The sequence below is a fragment of the Paraflavitalea devenefica genome, assembly GCF_011759375.1.
In the GTDB taxonomy this organism is placed as follows: Bacteria; Bacteroidota; Bacteroidia; order Chitinophagales; family Chitinophagaceae; genus Paraflavitalea; species Paraflavitalea devenefica.
Map to the genome: position 1 here is coordinate 13046 of NZ_JAARML010000005.1, position 18586 is coordinate 31631.

At 48.4% G+C, this 18586-nt stretch carries 14 protein-coding genes; 8 read left to right on the forward strand and 6 right to left on the reverse strand.

Translation table 11 applies throughout. The annotated features are described in order from the left end of the window. The first annotated feature begins 21 nt into the window (after positions 1-21). From HB364_RS25040 to HB364_RS25050, 3 genes are read left to right on the forward strand one after another with little or no spacing between them, the layout of a single operon-like run. Positions 22-2634 carry a glycoside hydrolase family 31 protein gene (locus tag HB364_RS25040; RefSeq protein WP_167291093.1) on the forward strand — a complete coding sequence of 871 codons (2613 nt, stop codon included), beginning with the start codon at positions 22-24 and terminating at the stop codon, positions 2632-2634. Between the two features lie 39 nt (positions 2635-2673). Beyond that, positions 2674-5142, forward strand: coding sequence for a glycosyl hydrolase family 95 catalytic domain-containing protein (locus HB364_RS25045; RefSeq protein ID WP_167291094.1), 2469 nt, complete (start codon positions 2674-2676; stop codon positions 5140-5142). A 13-nt stretch (positions 5143-5155) separates the two neighbouring features. Further along, positions 5156-7120 (forward strand): alpha/beta hydrolase-fold protein, encoded by a 1965-nt coding sequence (locus tag HB364_RS25050; protein ID WP_167291095.1) that lies wholly within the window; start codon positions 5156-5158, stop codon positions 7118-7120. Here HB364_RS25050 and HB364_RS25055 read toward each other — a convergent pair. The 3 genes from HB364_RS25055 to HB364_RS25065 all read right to left on the reverse strand — a co-directional run bounded on the left by HB364_RS25055 (position 7117) and on the right by HB364_RS25065 (position 11937). Next, complete coding sequence (locus HB364_RS25055; RefSeq protein WP_167291096.1) at positions 7117-8079, reverse strand: LacI family DNA-binding transcriptional regulator; 963 nt, start codon at positions 8077-8079, stop codon at positions 7117-7119. The genes HB364_RS25050 and HB364_RS25055 overlap by 4 nt on opposite strands. 120 nt (positions 8080-8199) lie before the next feature. After that, entirely contained in the window at positions 8200-9276 is a 1077-nt protein-coding gene (locus tag HB364_RS25060; protein WP_167291097.1) for a LacI family DNA-binding transcriptional regulator, read from the reverse strand. Between the two features lie 57 nt (positions 9277-9333). Next, positions 9334-11937, reverse strand: a complete 2604-nt coding sequence (locus HB364_RS25065; RefSeq protein WP_167291098.1) for a glycoside hydrolase family 3 C-terminal domain-containing protein — start codon at positions 11935-11937, stop codon at positions 9334-9336. A 268-nt stretch (positions 11938-12205) separates the two neighbouring features. Between HB364_RS25065 and HB364_RS25070 the strand changes: the two genes are divergently transcribed. The 3 genes from HB364_RS25070 (at position 12206) to HB364_RS25075 (ending at position 15647) form a co-directional block, all read left to right on the forward strand. Further along, positions 12206-14572: a glycoside hydrolase family 35 protein gene (locus HB364_RS25070; RefSeq protein ID WP_167291099.1), complete on the forward strand. Its 2367-nt coding sequence runs from the start codon at positions 12206-12208 to the stop codon at positions 14570-14572. A 6-nt stretch (positions 14573-14578) separates the two neighbouring features. Beyond that, positions 14579-14659 carry a hypothetical protein gene (locus HB364_RS33685; RefSeq protein ID WP_394353247.1) on the forward strand — a complete coding sequence of 27 codons (81 nt, stop codon included), beginning with the start codon at positions 14579-14581 and terminating at the stop codon, positions 14657-14659. Positions 14660-14792: 133 nt separating this feature from the next. Then, positions 14793-15647 (forward strand): hypothetical protein, encoded by an 855-nt coding sequence (locus tag HB364_RS25075; protein ID WP_167291100.1) that lies wholly within the window; start codon positions 14793-14795, stop codon positions 15645-15647. Between the two features lie 67 nt (positions 15648-15714). On the opposite strand, the gene HB364_RS25080 is transcribed toward HB364_RS25075, so the two are convergent. Next, positions 15715-15924 carry a hypothetical protein gene (locus HB364_RS25080; RefSeq protein WP_167291101.1) on the reverse strand — a complete coding sequence of 70 codons (210 nt, stop codon included), beginning with the start codon at positions 15922-15924 and terminating at the stop codon, positions 15715-15717. Positions 15925-16235: 311 nt separating this feature from the next. On the opposite strand from HB364_RS25080, the gene HB364_RS25085 reads away from it, so the two are divergent. Then, entirely contained in the window at positions 16236-16682 is a 447-nt protein-coding gene (locus tag HB364_RS25085; RefSeq protein ID WP_167291102.1) for a DinB family protein, read from the forward strand. A 121-nt stretch (positions 16683-16803) separates the two neighbouring features. Here HB364_RS25085 and HB364_RS25090 read toward each other — a convergent pair whose 3' ends face one another. Continuing rightward, positions 16804-17172 (reverse strand): hypothetical protein, encoded by a 369-nt coding sequence (locus HB364_RS25090; RefSeq protein ID WP_167291103.1) that lies wholly within the window; start codon positions 17170-17172, stop codon positions 16804-16806. 112 nt (positions 17173-17284) lie between these two features. Further along, complete coding sequence (locus HB364_RS25095) at positions 17285-18181, reverse strand: helix-turn-helix domain-containing protein (protein WP_167291104.1); 897 nt, start codon at positions 18179-18181, stop codon at positions 17285-17287. 221 nt (positions 18182-18402) lie between these two features. Here HB364_RS25095 and HB364_RS25100 point away from each other — a divergent pair, with 221 nt between their 5' ends. Next, positions 18403-18570: a hypothetical protein gene (locus tag HB364_RS25100; protein WP_208420099.1), complete on the forward strand. Its 168-nt coding sequence runs from the start codon at positions 18403-18405 to the stop codon at positions 18568-18570. Positions 18571-18586 lie beyond the last annotated feature (16 nt).

Sequence of the window (18586 nt, forward strand, 5' to 3'; positions counted from 1 at the left end):
TTCAGGAACCGTAAGACCGCAATGAAAAAATTATTGATACTGTTGATGGGGTTGACACCTGTTTTCATACAGGCGCAGGTGTACGAAAAATATAGTTTGCAGAAAGACCGGCTTTCCATTCAAATGACGGCAGGGGTATTGCACATCATTCCCCTTACGGACAAAGCGATCCGGGTTCAATGGGTGAAGGATTCCCTGTACGAAAAAAGGGAACTGGTACTGGTCAATAAAGTACCCCTCCCTGCATTCCGGTTTTCAGAAACTTCGGGACAGCTCAAATTGACAACACGGGCGGTGACTGTGCTGTTCAACAAGCAAAACGGGGCGCTTCAATTTGGTGATAGTACCGGTAAACCATTCCTGAAGGAGAAAGTGGGCAGCCGGGAGTTAATACCGGGTTCCGTATCGGGCCAGCCTTGTTTTATAGCTGAACAGGGATTCGATTCACCGGCGGATGAATCCCTGTTTGGATTAGGGCAGTTCCAGGATGGCCATTACAACCTGCGCAACATCAGCCGTAAGTTGATACAGGTAAACTCACAAATAGCCGTTCCTTTCCTGTATTCCAGCAAGGGGTACGGCATTCTCTGGCATCAGTACGGACTTACCTGGTTTAATCCTGCCGACAATGTGGTGCAACTCCATAAAAATGATTCGGCATCCGGCGATAAACGGGAGGCCGAGGTTACCACAACAGCCGGTACCCAGCGGGTGTCGCAGCGGCAGTCCTTGTACACGGGCAAATTTACAGTCAACAAAGACGGTGACTATTCCATGATGCTCGACCTGGGCAATATGGATAACCGCCACCTGTTGGTCATCGATGGCATTCCTTACATCGATCAATCCAACTTGTGGCTGCCCCCGGCTGTCAGCAAACTGGTACCACTGAAGGCGGGCGAACATACCGTACAGGTAGTTTGCCGCTCTACCAATACGCCTGTACTGACGTGGAAACCTGCACGCAATGAAACGGTGTTCCGTTCGCCCGAGGCCCGGTCGCTGGACTATGTGGTGTTTTATGGTAAAGATGCCGATGAGGTGATAGGGAATTATCGCCACCTGTCGGGCAATGTGCCCATGCTTCCCTTGTGGGCCTACGGCTTCTGGCAATGCCGCGAGCGGTATACCTCGGGCAGGCATATGGTGGAAACCATACAAGAGTTTAGAAAACGCCGCCTGCCCGTGGATGTGATTGTGCAGGACTGGCAGTATTGGGGCAAATACGGATGGGGCGTTCCCAAATTTGATGAAACCAATTATCCCAACCCCGGACAGTTCATTAAGCAACTGCACGATCTGCATGCACAGTTTTCTATTTCCGTGTGGGAAAACCTGGATAAAAAATCAGTGATAGCCCAGGAATATCTGTCTAAAAACTTATACATTCCCAACAGTCCGTGGATCGACATTTTCAATCCTGAAACACAAAAGACACACTGGAATGTTTTAAATAAAAACCTCTTCAGCCTGGGTGTGGATTCCTGGTGGATGGATGCTACCGAACCTGAAAACGATTCTTTGATCGGTAAACAAACTTATTTTGGGTTGGGTAACTTTTACCGGCTCACGTACCCGCTGTTTGTAAGCAAAGCGGTGTATGAAGGCCAGCGCAACACAGATCCCGGCAAAAGGGTAACCATCCTTACCCGTTCGGCCTTCCCGGGTCAGCAACGTTATGGCACCATCAACTGGTCGGGCGACATTGGCTTTTCCTGGGATACCTATAAACGACAGATTGTGGCGGGCCTCAATTTCAGTCTTACCGGCATGCCTTACTGGACAACCGATATTGGCGGCTTTTTCCGGCCCGGCCATGCTCAATACACCGACCGCCAATACCATGATATACTTACCCGCTGGTTCCAGTGGGGGACTTTCAATACGATATTCCGTATTCATGGCTACCAATCGGAAACCGAACCCTGGAAATACGGCGACACAGTGGAAAATAATATGCGTGAAATGATGGACCTTCGCTACCGGTTGCTGCCTTATATCTATTCCAACGCATGGCAGGTGTCCCGCTTTGGTTCCACCATCATGCGGCCCCTGGTAATGGATTTCAACAACGATACTGCAGCTATCCGGCAGCCCTGGCAATACATGTTCGGCAAGGCCTTTCTCGTAGCGCCGGTAACCGAACCTGGGATTAAGGAGTGGAATGTTTATTTACCCGCCTCCACCACCTGGTATAATTTCTGGACAGGTAAGCGCTTCGAAGGCGGTCAAACCATAAAAACGCCGGCTCCGCAACATCAAATCCCGTTATTTGTAAAAGCCGGTTCCATTGTTCCGATGGGTCAGTTTTTGCAGTATACTTCCGAAAAGCCGATGGATACCCTTGAGGTAAGGATCTATACCGGTGCGGATGGCGCATTGCTGTTGTACAATGATGAGGGCAACAATTATAATTACGAAAAAGGCAAGTACCAGGTAATTCCGTTCCGGTGGGATGAAAAGCGGCAAACGCTTACTATAGATAAGCTGCAGGGTGGATACGCCGGCGCCCTTAAAAAGCGTGTATTCAACATCGTTTGGGTAAATGAAACGGCCGGTTACGGAGCCGGTATGGCTCCGGCTGCAGGAACGATCGTCTATACCGGGCAAAAAGTAAGTTTTACCAGGCGCTGAGCAATCACTAACTTTTTACGGTAAACTCAACACATAATAATGAAACAGCTTTTATTGATCTTATTCCTGTTGCCGGCGGTCAGCAACTATGCACAGCAGAAACCCGGTTTAAAACTTTGTTATAAACAACCATCCGGGAAGACCTGGGAAAACGCCCTGCCAATCGGCAACGGAAGACTGGGGGCCATGATCTATGGAAATGTGGATACTGAGATCATACAATTGAATGAACATACTTTGTGGAGTGGCGGGCCCAATCGCAATGATAACCCCGAAGCATTGGCATCATTACCCGAAATAAGAAAGCTCATATTTGAGGGCAGGCAAAAAGAGGCCGAAAAACTGGCAGGCAATACCATCATTTCCAAAACATCGCATGGACAAATGTTTGAGCCGCTGGGCAACCTGCAACTTTCCTTCGATGGGCACGGTCAGTATGATCATTATTACCGGGAATTGGACATTGAACGCGCCGTTGCCACCACTTCTTACACGGTTGGCGGCATTACCTATACGCGGCAGGCATTGGCATCCCTGCCCGACCGGGTGATCGTCATTCGCCTAACGGCCAGCAAGCCCGGCAGCATCAGTTTCAATGCGGCCTTTTCAACCCCTCAGCCCAAAGCAGTGGTCAACACCACGGCTGCCAAAGAATTGATCATCGCGGGCACCACCATCGATCATGAAAAAGTGCCGGGCAACGTGAAGTACAAAGGCATTGTACGCATAAAACCGGAAGGAGGTACGCTGGTGGCCGGTGATACATCCCTGATGGTGAAAGCGGCAGATGCCGTGACCATTTATATTTCCGTGGCCACCAGCTTCAACAGTTACAAAGACGTCAGCGGCAATGAAAATGAAAGGGCGCAGGGGTTGGTGGATAAAGCAGCGGGAAGATCGTTCGCTGCTATTGTACAGGCGCATGTGGCCGCCTACCAGCAATACTTTAACCGGGTGAAACTGGATATCGGTCAAACGGATGCGGCGGCGCTGCCAACGGATGAACGGTTGAAGAACTTCAATACGGTGAACGATCCGCAACTGGTAACGCTTTACTTTCAGTATGGCCGTTACTTGCTCATCTCGGCTTCACAGCCCGGGGGGCAGCCTGCCAACCTGCAAGGCATCTGGAACAACCGGCTTTATCCACCCTGGGATAGCAAATACACCATCAATATAAACGCGGAAATGAACTACTGGCCGGCGGAAAGGACCAACCTCGCTGAGTTGTTTCAACCCTTTGCACAGATGGTGAAAGAACTGTCGGTTACCGGGCAGCAAACGGCCCGGGATATGTATGGCGCCCGTGGATGGATGGCGCACCACAACACCGATATCTGGCGGGCAACAGGAGCGGTGGATGGCGCCTTCTGGGGCGCCTGGAACAACGGCGGCGGGTGGATGAGTCAGCAATTGTGGGAGCATTACCTGTATACCGGTGACAGCGCTTACCTGGCTTCCATCTACCCGGTCATGAAAGGTGCTGCTACTTACTACATCGATTACCTGGTAGAGCACCCGAAAAACCACTGGCTGGTGCTTTGCCCGGATATGTCGCCGGAAAACGCTCCCGCCGCCCACCAGGGCTCTTCGCTCGATGCCGGCACTACCATGAGCAACCAGATCGTTTTTGATATCTTCAGCTCCACCATCAGGGCCGCCGCTATCCTCAGGAAGGACGCTGCTTTTACAGATACCCTGAAACAATTGCGTAGCCGGCTGCCGCCGATGCACATTGGGAAGCATGGCCAGTTACAGGAATGGCTGGATGATATCGATGACCCGAACGACAATCACCGGCATATCTCTCACCTGTATGGACTTTTTCCTTCCAACCAGGTATCGCCTTACCGTACGCCGCAACTCTACAGCGCCGCCCGCAACACCCTTCTCCAGCGCGGCGATATATCCACAGGCTGGAGCATGGGATGGAAAGTAAACTGGTGGGCCCGGATGCTGGATGGCAACCATGCCTATAAACTGATCCAAAACCAGCTTTCGCCGGTAGGGACCAATCCCGGCGGCGGCGGAACCTACAACAATCTCTTTGATGCGCATCCGCCCTTCCAGATCGATGGCAACTTCGGTTGTACATCCGGTATTGCCGAAATGTTGCTGCAAAGCGCCGATGGCGCTGTATCACTGCTGCCCGCCCTGCCGGATATTTGGTCAAATGGCAGCGTGAGCGGCCTGCTGGCCAACGGGGGCTTTGAAGTGGTGAGCATGGAATGGAAAGCGGCGAAACTGGTAAAGCTGATCATTAGATCTTCCCTGGGCGGTAATCTCCGGTTACGTGTTCCGAATACATTGACCGCAGGCGATGGAAACACCTTGAAAAAAGCAACCGGCGAAAACCCCAATCCTTTTTACCACACCGAAACAACACCGGCGCCCGTGGTGGCGAAGGAAGCGACCATTACAGGACCGAAACTGAAAAAAAGCTGGCTCTACGATATCCCTACGCAAAAAGGAAAAACATACACTTTTAAAATAGCTACCGTCCAATAAAAAAATAACCACCATGAAACGATTAAGCCTTACATGCTTTATGACGCTTGCGATCACTATAATTGCCTGGTCACAGGATATCGTCAAACATGCGCAGCCTGGCTTTGATAAGGTGAGCTCTGGTATAGCCCATGGCAACATTGACACCATCAGCTATGCTTCCAAAACAGTAGGCGTCAAACGAAAGGCGCTCTTGTACACGCCTCCCGGTTTATCAAAAAATAAAAAATACCCGGTTTTATACCTGTTGCATGGCATCGGCGGCGACCCGAACGAATGGTTATATGGCGGTAATCCGCAGGTCATATTGGACAACCTGTATGCCGATGGTAAAATAGTGCCAATGATCGTGGTGATGCCCAATGGCAGGGCCATGAAAGATGACCGGCCAGTGGGCAACGTATTCGACAGCGTGAAAGTGCAGGCATTTGCTACTTTTGAGAAAGACCTGCTCAACGACCTGATCCCTTACATTGAAAAAACATACCCTGTTTTGAAAGACCGGGAAAGCCGGGCCATTGCCGGCTTGTCCATGGGTGGCGGACAGTCCCTGAACTTTGGCCTGGGCAACCTGGACAAATTTGCGTGGATAGGAGGTTTCTCTTCTGCTCCCAATACAAAGCGGCCCGAAGAACTGGTGCCCGATCCTGCCAGGGCCAAACAGCAACTGAAACTGCTCTTTATTTCCTGTGGCGATAGCGACCGGCTTATCACCTTCAGCAAAAGGACCCATGATTACCTGGAAAAAAACAAGGTGCCGCATATTTACTACATCGAACCGGGAGTACACGATTTCAAAGTTTGGAAAAATGGCTTATATATGTTTTCACAACTGCTCTTCAAGCCGGTGGATGTGAACACCTTTCCAAAATACAATTACCTCGGCGAAGGGGTGGCTGCCTCCACCAACATACCGGGATTAAAATACCCGCTGATTTTCCCCGATAACAGGGTGATGTTTCGCGTGAAGGCGCCCGATGCGCAAAAATTGCAAATTGACCTGGCGAAGAAATACGACATGAAAAAAGATACCGGTGGTTATTGGATAGTGATTACCGATCCTGTCGTGGAAGGCTTTCATTATTACTCCCTGCTCATTGACGGTGTTCCGGTGGTAGATCCTTCCAGCCAAACCTTTTACGGCATGGGCCGGATGGCCAGCGGCATCGATATCCCGGATACCGGCATGGAATACTACCAGGCGCAGGATGTGCCGCATGGGCAGGTACGCTCCGTTAATTATTATTCGGCCATCACCAAAGCCTGGAGAAGGGCGATGGTGTATACACCGGCCGGTTATGATGAAGAGACCGCAAAAAGATACCCGGTGCTATACCTGCAGCATGGTTCGGGGGAAGACGAAACGGGGTGGCCTACCCAGGGTAAAATGAACTTCATCCTGGATAACCTCATAGCGGAAAAAAAGGCTACCCCCATGATCGTGGTGATGGACAGGGGATATGCCACCGATCCTGCAAGGCCTGTACCTACCAATGCGGCAGGGCAGCGGCCGGGAGGCATGACGGGTAATGTTTTCCCGGAAGTGCTGGTGAACGAGATCATACCGATGACAGATAAAAAATTCAGAACGGTCGCTGATCGTGAACACCGGGCTATGGCGGGTTTGTCGATGGGTGGGTTCCAGACCTTTCAAACTACCATGACCAACACCGATAAATTTGCGTACATCGGGGGCTTTAGTGGCGCCGCGTTCCTGCAACCCAATGCGGCTACTACGGATATGTACAACGGCGTCTGGGCCGATTCAACAGCTTTTAACCGGAAAATGAAATTGGTGTACCTGAGCATTGGTACCACCGAGCCGGAAAGAATGTATACCGGCGTAAAGAACTTTCATGAGGCCCTGTCAAAAGCGGGTATCAGGCATATCTATTATGAATCTCCCGGCACGGCCCATGAGTGGCAGACCTGGAGAAGATCGTTGCGGCAATTTGCCGGGTTGATCTTTAAGGATTAGTGATCGCTGACTTTTTTTAAAGACGAAGACCTGATAACAAGTTCTGAATGAACAATGATGGTCTTCGTTTCTTCTTTGCCGGCAATACCGGTGAGCTGGTCGATCAGGCTCCTGGCTGCCTGTTGGCCCATATCAAAGCCCGGATAGCGGATCGTGGTGAGTTGCGGTTCCACCATCTTGCTAATCGTATCATCATTAAAACCAACCATGGCAATATCCTGCGGAATGCGGATACCATGATCTTTAAAAAATTGCATACACACAGCCGCTGAAAAATCGTTGGTAACAAACACCCCATCAGGCCGCACTTGCCTATTCAACAGCTCTTTGGCGGCTGTGAGGCTGCCTTGCTTACTCAGGTCTTTGATCAGCACATATTTTTTATTATAGGGAATATTGTTTTTTGCCAGGGCATCGGCATATCCCTGGTGGCGTTGCGCATATACATTCCGTTCAAGGCTGCCCGTTACCAGGGCGATATTGCTGCATCCCTGGTTGATAAGGTGGCTGGTAGCCTGGAAGCCGCAATGATAATTATCGATGATCACATTCGTGCTGTGGTTATTTTCCGCTACCCGGTCGAAGAAAATAACAGGGATCCCTTTTTTCCTGAACCGGTTAAAGTGTTCCAGGTTCCGGGTGTTGAAGGCGAGAGAGGCGATGAGCCCGTCCACGCTTTTGTGCAACAATTGCAGGGCATTGGCAGCCTCCTTCTCGCAATTCTCAGAGGAATGGGTGATGATAAGACTGTAACCGGCCTCGTTGGCTTGTTGTTCGATGCCTGCCAGCACAGAAGTAATAAAATGGGTATTCAGCTCATGAACGATCACGCCGATGGTGTTTGTTTTCGCGCTCTTGGGTTGGCGGGTCAGGGCAATCCGCTGGCGGCCGAGTTCCACGGCAGTGTCCAGTATGGCGTTCATGGTCTTTTGGCTAAGCGTAAGGTCTCTTATAGGCATACTTCAGGCGATCAGGTACCTAAATTTCGCAAATAATACGGTTACCGGGTCGGGGGTAAATAGTCCATTTGTCTCAATTTCCGGGAAGCCGCACCCCGTGGCTGCCATCCAATTCTTTCATCAATAAGTTTTGGAAGAGGCCCTGGTGGTTTTAGCAGGCACAGCTTTACCGGCAGCCCGCTGGGAGCTTTTCCGGATGATCAGTTTGGTTTTGATGATCAGCTTGTCCTCCTTCGTTAACGACGGTTGACCCTTGAGCCCTTTGTTAAAAAACAGGTTAGCAGCCTGCTTTCCCAGCTCTTTGCTTTTTTGATCGGTGGTGGATAGGGAAGGGGCGATCATTTCGGTGAAAAACTCGTTGGCAAACCCGGCAATGCCCAGTTGTTCAGGGACCTTTATATTCAACGCTTCCGCTGCCTGCAGGATGGCCAGCGACTGATGGTCGGCCACTGTTACAAAGGCATCGGGACGTTCCCCCGACTTCAATAATTCGGTGACCACCCTGGTCGTTTCCTCTTTGGTGAAGGCGTTTTCTACAATGTAATTATAGGGGATGGACAGCTTGGCTTCTTTGATGCCCCTGATAAAACCTTCCTTCCGGTTCCTGAAAGTGGTGAGGTTTTCAGGCCCGCCAATAAAAGCTATCTTCCGGTATCCCTCTTTCACCAGGTGCTTCACGATGGCATAAGCAGCTTCCTGGTTGTCGTTGATCACCTTGAAACCATCCAGGTCATCCGTAAACCGGTCAAATTGAATAACGTCAATATGGTTCTCCCTGATCGCTTCCAGGTGGGCGGCGGATTTGGTTTCAGCAGAAATGGAGATCAGGATACAATCTACATTTTGATGAATTAAAGTTTCAATGGCTTTGCATTCCTGCTGAAAGGATTCGTGTGATTGACAAATGATCAGGCTGTATTTATTTTCATAACAGGCTTCTTCGATACCCGCGATCGCCTCCGAAAAAAATCCCTGGTTGATCTGTGGAATAATGACCCCTATGGTTCTGGTAGACCCCTGCCTTAAATTGGCCGCGTGGGAATTGTGCTTGTAATTTAATTCCTTTGCTTTCTTCTTTACCTTCTCCTTAATTTTTGAGCTGACAACAGGATGGTCATTCAATGCCCTTGAAACATAAGAAGCCGACATGCCCAGCTCCTTCGCGATATCATAAATGGTCACTCTTTTTCCACTCATGGAAGCCCTGTGTTGTTATTTAAAGAAATGCAAATTATGAAATAAATGGTTGTCAACTCAGGGCAGGGTCACCACAGATTGAACGCAGTACCTGCTTTTTACGGCAACCGGTTCCGGTTGCCTTCCCCCGATGGCAATGGTTACTTTTCCCTTTACCCGGATGGGATTCCCCTGGTTGTCAATAATGGATAGGTCTTCCGGCGTCAGGGTAAACTGGACCACTTTGCTTTCCCCTTTTTGCAGGAATATCCGTTGAAACCCTTTCAGTGACCGCACCGGGGCGTCTTTGCCGGGCGTGGATACGTACAACTGCACCACTTCTTCTCCATCCCTGTTCCCTTCATTGGTAACGGTTGCCGTGGCCGTGATCACCTTCTTTCCCGATAACCTAAGCTGCTGGTACCGGAAGATGGTATAACTAAGGCCATAGCCGAATTCGTACAATGGCTTTCCTTTGAAATACCGGTAGGTACGATTCTTCATCGAGTAATCCCCAAAAGCGGGCAGATCGCTATCGCTCCTGTAAAATGTTACGGGCAGGCGGCCTGCCGGATTGTAGTCGCCAAACAATACATCGGCGATCGCTGTGCCGGCAGATTGACCGCCGTACCAGGCATTCAGGATGGCAGGTATATTTTCTGCTTCCCAGGGTATGGCAATAGCGCTGCCGGTCATCATGGCAAAAACCACTGGTTTGCCGGTTGATTGAAGGGCTTTCAGTAAGGCTGTTTGTACGGCAGGCAACGCGATGGTGGTTCTGTCGCCGCCCAGGAACCCCGGGTAATCTACCCGCATTTCTTCTCCTTCCAGTTGCGGCGAAATGCCGCCGGCAAATACGATCACATCTGCATCCTTTACCCGGGCGGCCAGCGCCTGGAAGTCGGTCTTTGCAAAATGACCGGCTTTCAATTGTACCGAAGCTTTTCCACCGGTCTGATGATATTCAACCACCAGGCGGTAAGTGGTATTGGCGGTGGTGGATAATTTAAACGTCCTGGCGCCCCACCTGTTGCGGGTCCACGCGTTGATGACTTCCTTGCCATCTACCAGGAAGCGGTAGCCATCATCGGCATTCAGTTCAAAAGTCATCTCACCGGTTTCAGGCGCCCTGAAATCAGTTGAGTACCTGGCCGAAAAATCATACCCTTTCAGGGTATCGATAATCACCTGTCCTTCCTGCCAGTTGTTATCAAGGCCCTTTTCCATCCTGTGGGCCACAGGCGTCCCTTTCAATTCACGGTTGTTAAAATATTCCGCGTAAAAGCCTTTTGCTCCCTGCCAGGCGCATTGCGCATCAATATCCGTGTATTGCAGCAGCGTATCGTTGGTGAAATTGATGGCTTTCTCATACACTACCTGGGTCTGGCTGCCTGCTTTCTTCCTGATTCCCTGTAATAGGGTTATCGTTTCGGAAGGAATACCATTATAGTTGCCCAATACAGCAATGGCATTATCGGCATTCGGGCCTATGACGGCAATTTTCCGGAGGTTCCTGGAGAGGGGCAGCACCTTGTTCTCATTCCTGAGCAGGACGATGGATTGCTGTGCCATCTTCAGGGCATGCGCCTTGTGTTCCGCACGCTCCAGCACGGAAGCCGGCGTTTGCGCATATTTAACCATAGCGGGTGGATCGAACATGCCCAGGCGGAACCGGATCATGAACAGCCGTTTTACAGACTGGTTGATCTGTTGTTCGCTGATCTTTCCATCTTTCACAGCCTGTACCAGCGATTTATAAGCGTCCGTGCCACATTCAACGTCCGTTCCATGAAATACCGCATCAGCAGAAGCGTCTGCTGCGTTCTTGTGCGTTTTGTGATTTTTGAAAAAGTCGTCGATAGCCCAGCAATCGGAAGTTACATAACCGGTAAAATTCCATTTCTTGCGAAGTATATCGATCATCAACTGGTCGCTGCCACAGCAGGGTTGTGATTTAAAGGCATTATAGGCGCACATCACCCCGGCCACATCGGTTTTGGTAATCAGTTGCTGAAACGCCGGTAAATAAGTATTCCATAAGTCATAATCACTGGGAGAAAAATTGTCAACATGCCGCGAGGGCTCCGGTCCGCTGTGCACAGCATAATGTTTGGCGCAGGCTGCCGCTTTTAAATAATGAGGATCGTCGCCCTGTAGGCCGTGTACAAAAGCTGTTCCCATCATGGCTGTCAAAAAAGGGTCCTCGCCATACGTTTCCTGGCCTCTTCCCCAACGGGGATCGCGGAAAATATTGATATTGGGCGTCCAGTAAGTCAATCCCACATAGCGCTGCCCCGTTTGTCCTTTTTCATTGGCCAGGTTATAAATGGCCCTGCCTTCATCGGCCGAATAGCTGGCCATGCGTTTGAGGGAAGTGCTGTCGAAAGTGGCTGCCATGGCAATGGCCTGTGGGAATACCGTTACCCGGTAAGGCGTTCTGGCTACCCCATGCAATACTTCGTTCCACCAGTCATAGGCAGGAATGCCCAGGCGCGGAATGGCGGGCGCGGCGTTCAGCATTTGCGCTACCTTTTCTTCCAGCGTCAACCGGCTTACAAGGTCGTTTACACGTTCTTCAAAAGAATGGGCGGTATTTTGGAAGGGATAGGGTGTTTGTGCGTATCCTGGAACAGCAACAAGGCTGCAGGCGGAAATAAAAATGGCAATGAACAATCGTTTCATGGAATTAGTTTTGGCGGCTTCGCTAAGCCGGTAACTGTGCTGTGGCTTTTAACAAACAAAGGCCACGGATCGGTTTTTTGAAATCGATTGCAAATATAGAAAAATTGCACTTCTTTAACCATGAATTAATGGCGGCTCACTTTGAAGGCAACACAGTAAGCTTCACCTATAAATCAATGTACGGATATTGCTCATTTTATAATCCTTTTTCACGCAGTCTCTGTACTTCAGGAAAAAGGCTTTAGATTTAGCGTTTTAAGAAGTACATATGAAGAAATCGACGAATGTAAGCGTCTCAGTTGGATTTTCTGGAATATTGGCCATTTGCCTGCTAATAGGCGGGTTACTAAAAACAGGGGAAGCCGGTGCCCAAACATTTGCCACCGGGAAAAACGAATTCCTGCTCAATGGGAAACCCTTTGTCATCCGCGCTGCCGAATTACATTACCCCCGCATTCCCAAAGCTTATTGGGAACACCGCATTCAGCTTTGCAAGGCCATGGGCATGAATACCATTTGCATCTACCTCTTCTGGAACCTGCACGAGCAGCAGGAAGGGGTATATGACTTTACCGGGCAAAGCGATGTAGCGGAGTTCATAAAACTGGTGCAGAAAAATGGTATGTACTGCATTGTACGTCCCGGTCCCTATGTATGTGCTGAGTGGGACATGGGCGGACTGCCCTGGTGGCTGCTTCGTAAAAAAGATATACAGGTGCGCACGCTCAGTGATAGCCTCTTCATGCAATCTTCCCGCCGCTTCATCAGCAAAGCAGGCAGCATCTTGGCTCCCCTGCAAATACAGAACGGTGGCAACATCATTATGGTGCAGGTTGAGAATGAATATGGTGTGTGGGGCAATGATGAAAAATACATGACGGCCATCCGTGACAATATCCGCGCGGCAGGATTTGACAAGGTGCAGCTTTTCCGGTGCGACTGGTCTTCCAATTTCGACCGGTATAACCTGCCGGGTGTAGCCAGCACGCTCAACTTCGGCGCCGGCTCCGATATTGAAAAGCAATTTCAGCATTTCAGGCAACTCAATCCCGAGGCGCCACTCATGTGCAGCGAGTACTGGACCGGCTGGTTCGACCAGTGGGGACGGCCGCATGAAACGCGTGGTGTCAATACCTTCATTGGTAGCCTTAAAGACATGATGGACCGTCGCATTTCTTTCAGCCTCTACATGGCGCATGGCGGCACTTCTTTCGGGCAATGGTCTGGTGCTAATGCGCCGCCTTATGCGCCCACCGTGTCTTCTTACGATTACGATGCGCCGATCGATGAGTCCGGCCATCCCACAGAAAAGTTCTATGCTATCCGGGAGTTGCTGAAAAACTACCTGAACGAAGGAGAAGCGCTGGGTGAAATACCCAAAGAGCCCATTGCATTGATAGAGGTGCCGGCTATAAAATTTACCCAGGCAGCGCCCTTGTTCCAAAACCTGCCAAAGGCCGTAGCGTCTGAAGCGATACAGCCCATGGAGATGTTTGGCCAGGGATGGGGCGATATCTTGTATCGCACCCAGTTGCCTGCTTCCGCCAAAGCGGGAAAACTGCAGATCACGGAGGTGCATGACTGGGCCGCTGTATACATTGATGGTAAATTCACGGGCAAGATCGACCGCCGCCTGCACGGCAATACCGTGAACATCCCTGCACTGCCCAAGGGCGCTCAACTGGATATACTCATCGCTACCACCGGCCGGGTGAATTATGGCAGGGCCATCATCGACCGCAAAGGCATCACGGAAAAAGTAGTGTTGCAGCAGGAGGAAAAGACCACCGAACTGCGCAACTGGAAAGTATACAACCTGCCGGTGGAGTACCCTGTCAAAAACAAATTGAAGTACAGTGCTGCCAAAGTCAATGGTCCCGCCTGGTACCGGGCTGTTTTCAACCTGTCAAAAATAGGGGATACTTATCTCGACATGAGCCATTGGGGCAAAGGCATGGTATGGGTGAATGGGCGCAGCCTCGGTCGCTTCTGGCGCATTGGCCCCACACAAACCATGTTTGTGCCGGGTACCTGGCTGAAGAAAACCGGTAATGAGATCATTGTGCTGGATGTAGAGGGCGCTAAGAAACTGGCTATAGCGGGCGTTACCAAACCCATTTACGGCATTAATCTCGATGAATCACTGCTGCACCGCAAGCCCGGTCAGCAACTGGACCTTAGCACTGCCACACCTGCCATTACAGGTAGCTTGCCGGCGGGCGGTGGCTGGAAAGACATCCTCCTGTCTCAACCGGTACAAGGCCGTTACTTCTGCTTCGAGGCCATGAATGCGCAGAATCCCACCGACCCCATCACTTCTATAGCAGAGATGGAAGTCATTGGCATGGACGGCAAGCCTGTTTCGGCGCTTAACTGGCGCGTGTTGTATGCCGATAGCGAAGACATTACCGGTGCCGGCAATACAGCCGATAAAGTATTCGATATGCAGGAGTCCGTCATCTGGCAAACAGCCCGGGAAGGCGCAAAGGCCGGTCATCCCCATGCCCTGGTGATCGATATGGGAACATCTGTACAAGTAAAAGGATTCAGGATACTGCCTCGTGGCGATAAAAAAGAAACTGGTGTGGTAAAGGATTATCGTTTCTACGTACAGGAGAAGCCTTTTAAATATTAATAGAGGATCTACATACCCATCACCACCATGCTGCTCTTCAGCCTGGTGCTCTCCCTGCTGGTCTACCTGGTCAGGAAAATATGGTAATTGTCCACCTAACCTCAATCCTTAATTATTCTTGATTACCGGCTAACAGTAAAAGTTTGGCCGTACAGCAACCTATATGTACCATCTCCCGTAGTAGGATAGATTAGATTGGATTCCTGTTAGAAATAAAGCCATGAATACAAAATGTTTATTAGCGGTTTACTTCGCTGTAGCTGTTATTTCCTGTCGTAAAGGAGATTGTCCGCCTGAAGAAGCGCCTAAGCTGCCGGATGCGCTGGTGGCCGATATTCCTGCTGTCAGGTTGAAAGACATGAGTGTAGAAAAGCTTCCTTCTCCCAACTATCATTTCGTGTATAATGATTCGGGATACATTACGCAGGTGAGTTATGCCTCAGGGTTAACGCAGTACGATATTACTTATTCCGGTAAGAAGATCCTGAAAATAGAGACCAATAAAGATGCTCCTTTTGATATCAATAAGGACAGGCTTGACTATGAGTATAGTAACGGAGATCCTGCTGTTATTAAGGTGACCAATAAAAACGGGGTTTTATACAGAAGATGTTTACTCACTTTTCTGCCTGCCCACCGGCTACAAAAGCTTACCTGGGAGGTAAATCAGGGCGCCGGTTTTACGGCGGAACAAACACTCACTTTTAGCTATTATTCCGATGGAAACCTACAGGAGATCGCGTATCACGATTTCCCGGTAGGCCCCTTAGTAGAAAACACTTATACGGACCGGTTTGAGAATTACGATAACAAAGTGAATGTGGATGGGTTCACCTGGTTGCATACCATTACCAGCATCTACCACCCCATACTGTTGCCATCCGTTAAATTGCAGATCAATAATCCCGGCAGGAATGTTCATACAGCGGTTAAGGGGCTTTCTTATGATGCCCGGTATTCTTATACCTATGATGCACAAGGCAGACCATTGACAAGAACGGGCCTTGTTTCCTATACCGGGTCAACGGGTGGCGGCGGACAGTTTCAATCATCCACCACCTTCACGTATTATTAATTCCACGAGGTCTTTTACTTCCCACTCGTCGATGGTTGTTTTAATATTGGGCATAGTATAAAGTTGTTTATGATAAGCTGTATTGTTTAGCTGCTTTGTTGTACACCTTGCCGGTCTTTCTTATAAGGATGATCTCCTGCTGACGAACCGGCTGGTAGGTAGGGGTAAAGCCTTCTTTTTTAATGAAAAGGGATGAATAAGCGCTGTACAGGGTGAGGATCAGTTTTCCGCTGATGGCAGCCATCCTGTGCTGAATAAGTACTACTGAATTTTTCATATTAAAGGGTTAAATGTTATTGATCACACAAATATGTAGGGAAAACAACGGCCTGCATAATGAAATATAGTAAATGGTAGTTCCGGGCTGATAAAGCGTAGGAAAAAGGCAGTAAACGACGGTTCGTTGTTCAAATACCCCCCCCGGAAGAAGAAGAGGAAGCTAACTGAAGCAATATTTATCACAGTTTCAATTGGGCTTATCCCTTTAGGTATTAAATTATTTAATTTGCGTCATTGAGGATCAGGATGGCTACAAATGATGATTGAGATAGCATTTGAAACATTAATTCCAAACGAAAAGTAACGTTCATGAAAGCCTTCTTTAAAGAATTATTTGAATACAATCACCACATCAACCAAAAACTGGGAAGTGCCCTTAATGCTAACGTAGAAAAAACATCTGAAAACGCCATAAAACTTTATAGCCACATCCTGAATGCTCACCAGATTTGGAATAACAGGATTGACCCCAGGCATCCTGCTTTCGGAGTTTGGGAAATTCATGCCATCCAGGACTGCCAGGATATTGATAAAAAAAACTATGAACATATATTGCTGATAATCGAAAGATTTGATCTCAACAGCATGATCCACCATCCCAAAATAAAAGGAAAGAATGCTAGCAAAAGTATAGGGGAGATATTATTTCATGTTATTAATCATTCCACTTATCACAGAGGACAACTTGCCACTGAATTCAGGCAAAATGGGCTTGAACCTTTAGCAACTGATTATATTCTCTACGAGAAGAAGTAAATTTAGCCGCCGCCAGTCTTCCGAGTATTGATACGACAGCCGTTGTTGCTGCCAGGTATTTCGCATACAGCATATAATAAAGGGCCTTCATGGCCCTTTATTAATTAATTGAACATTAATGCTAACGTGCCGACCTTGGCCCGGCTGTCAAAATCAAAGCCAGGCTGCCTGCAAAAATGACAACCACAATAGCTACTACAAAAACTTCAGGCATTCTTGTGCGGTAATATTTTATATATCTTTTCTTGTGAAACACTAAAAAATAATTAGCAACACCAGCTACGAGAACTGTTGCCAGCAATTGATAACTATTCCTGAAGAGAGAAGACGTATGAAATAATAATATCAGCAAACGCTCAGTTGCAAAAATGAGTAACATTAATAAGATTGTGGTAAGCCCTAAAGCTTTCACTTCACCACCGCCTGGATTGAACCGGTCCATTAAATCGCATAGCCCGCAAAAAAATCTTTTATATGCTGCCAGTATCATTACATTTAATTATAGTATACACGCCTGAGTTCTATTAAGCTAAAATAAACAAAAAGCCCCGCATAGAAATGCAGGGCTTATATTGATCAAATTCGTTAAATGTTCACTGTTTTCAATTTTGCGACCGGTATTCATTGGGTGTAACTCCAACGCGTTGCTTAAACAGTCGTGTAAAATGTGCTGGATACTTAAATCCTAAATCGGAGGCAATTTGACTTACGGATTTACTTAGGTCAAAGATTCTCTCTTTGGCAATGTCGATTATTTTCGACTGGATGTAATCCTGAGCAGTTCGGCCTGTTTCCTTTTTTATCAAATCACCAAAATAATTAGCAGACAAATTGAGTTCACCGGCACACCAGGCAACAGAAGGTAAACCAATCGTATTGGGGGTTTCAGATTCATAATACTCATTCAGTAAAGTTTCAAACCTTTCAAGTATCCCCTTATGTGCGGTCTCGCGGGTAATAAACTGCCTGTCGTAAAATCGCTGGCAATAATCAAGAAATAGCTCAATGTTGGATGCAATCAGCTTCCTGCTGTGCTTATCGATGGCATGCTCGAGCTCATATTGAATTTTGGAAAAGCAATCCAGCACTATTTGTCTTTCCTTTTCGGATACATGCAGGGCCTCCCGGGTGTCGTACGAAAAGAAACTGTACTGATTGATGTGCCGGCCCAATGATGTACCATGGATCAGGTCAGCATGGAATATCAATGCGTATCCCTTTGGTTGGTAGAACTGACCATTACTGTTCACCCCCGCAACTTGCCCTGGAGCGAGAAACACCAACGTACCTTCCTGGTAATCGTAAGTATTCTTTCCATATGTCAGATCGCCACACTTGACCTCTTTCAAAAAAATAGTATAAAACCCAAAGTACATGCGGGAGCCCGTTCTGGGATCAGCCTTAGAAAGGTCAACAACGCTTACCAGGGGGTGAAGAGTTGGATTTTTATTAAACACATTATAGTCACTAATTGTATTGAACTTCAGCATATTATCCATATTCTCACTGTTTTCGTAATGGAAGTTACGACATAAACCGACCGTTTCCCGGATAGAGACCCTCATTCAGTGATAATGGTAAGCATCCCAGTAATCGGGGTAAGCATTACTATAGAAATGCAATCCATCTTTATACCAGTAGAATTGGTAAATAAACCAGTAATCGGTATATAATGAAAGACAGTAAGGGTTAGGAACTTTGTACCATAAAAAAAGAACAAATGGACATTGTAAAACTCAATAACGAAGAGAACTTTAACATCTTCGATTTTGAGCTTACTGGCCAGGAGATGGAATCGATCAAAACGCTCGATACTGCCACAAGTAGTTTCTTTGATCACCGCGACCCGGCGATGGTGAGGTGGTTGGGCGAAAGGAAAGCCGGATAAGTAAATCACATTAAGC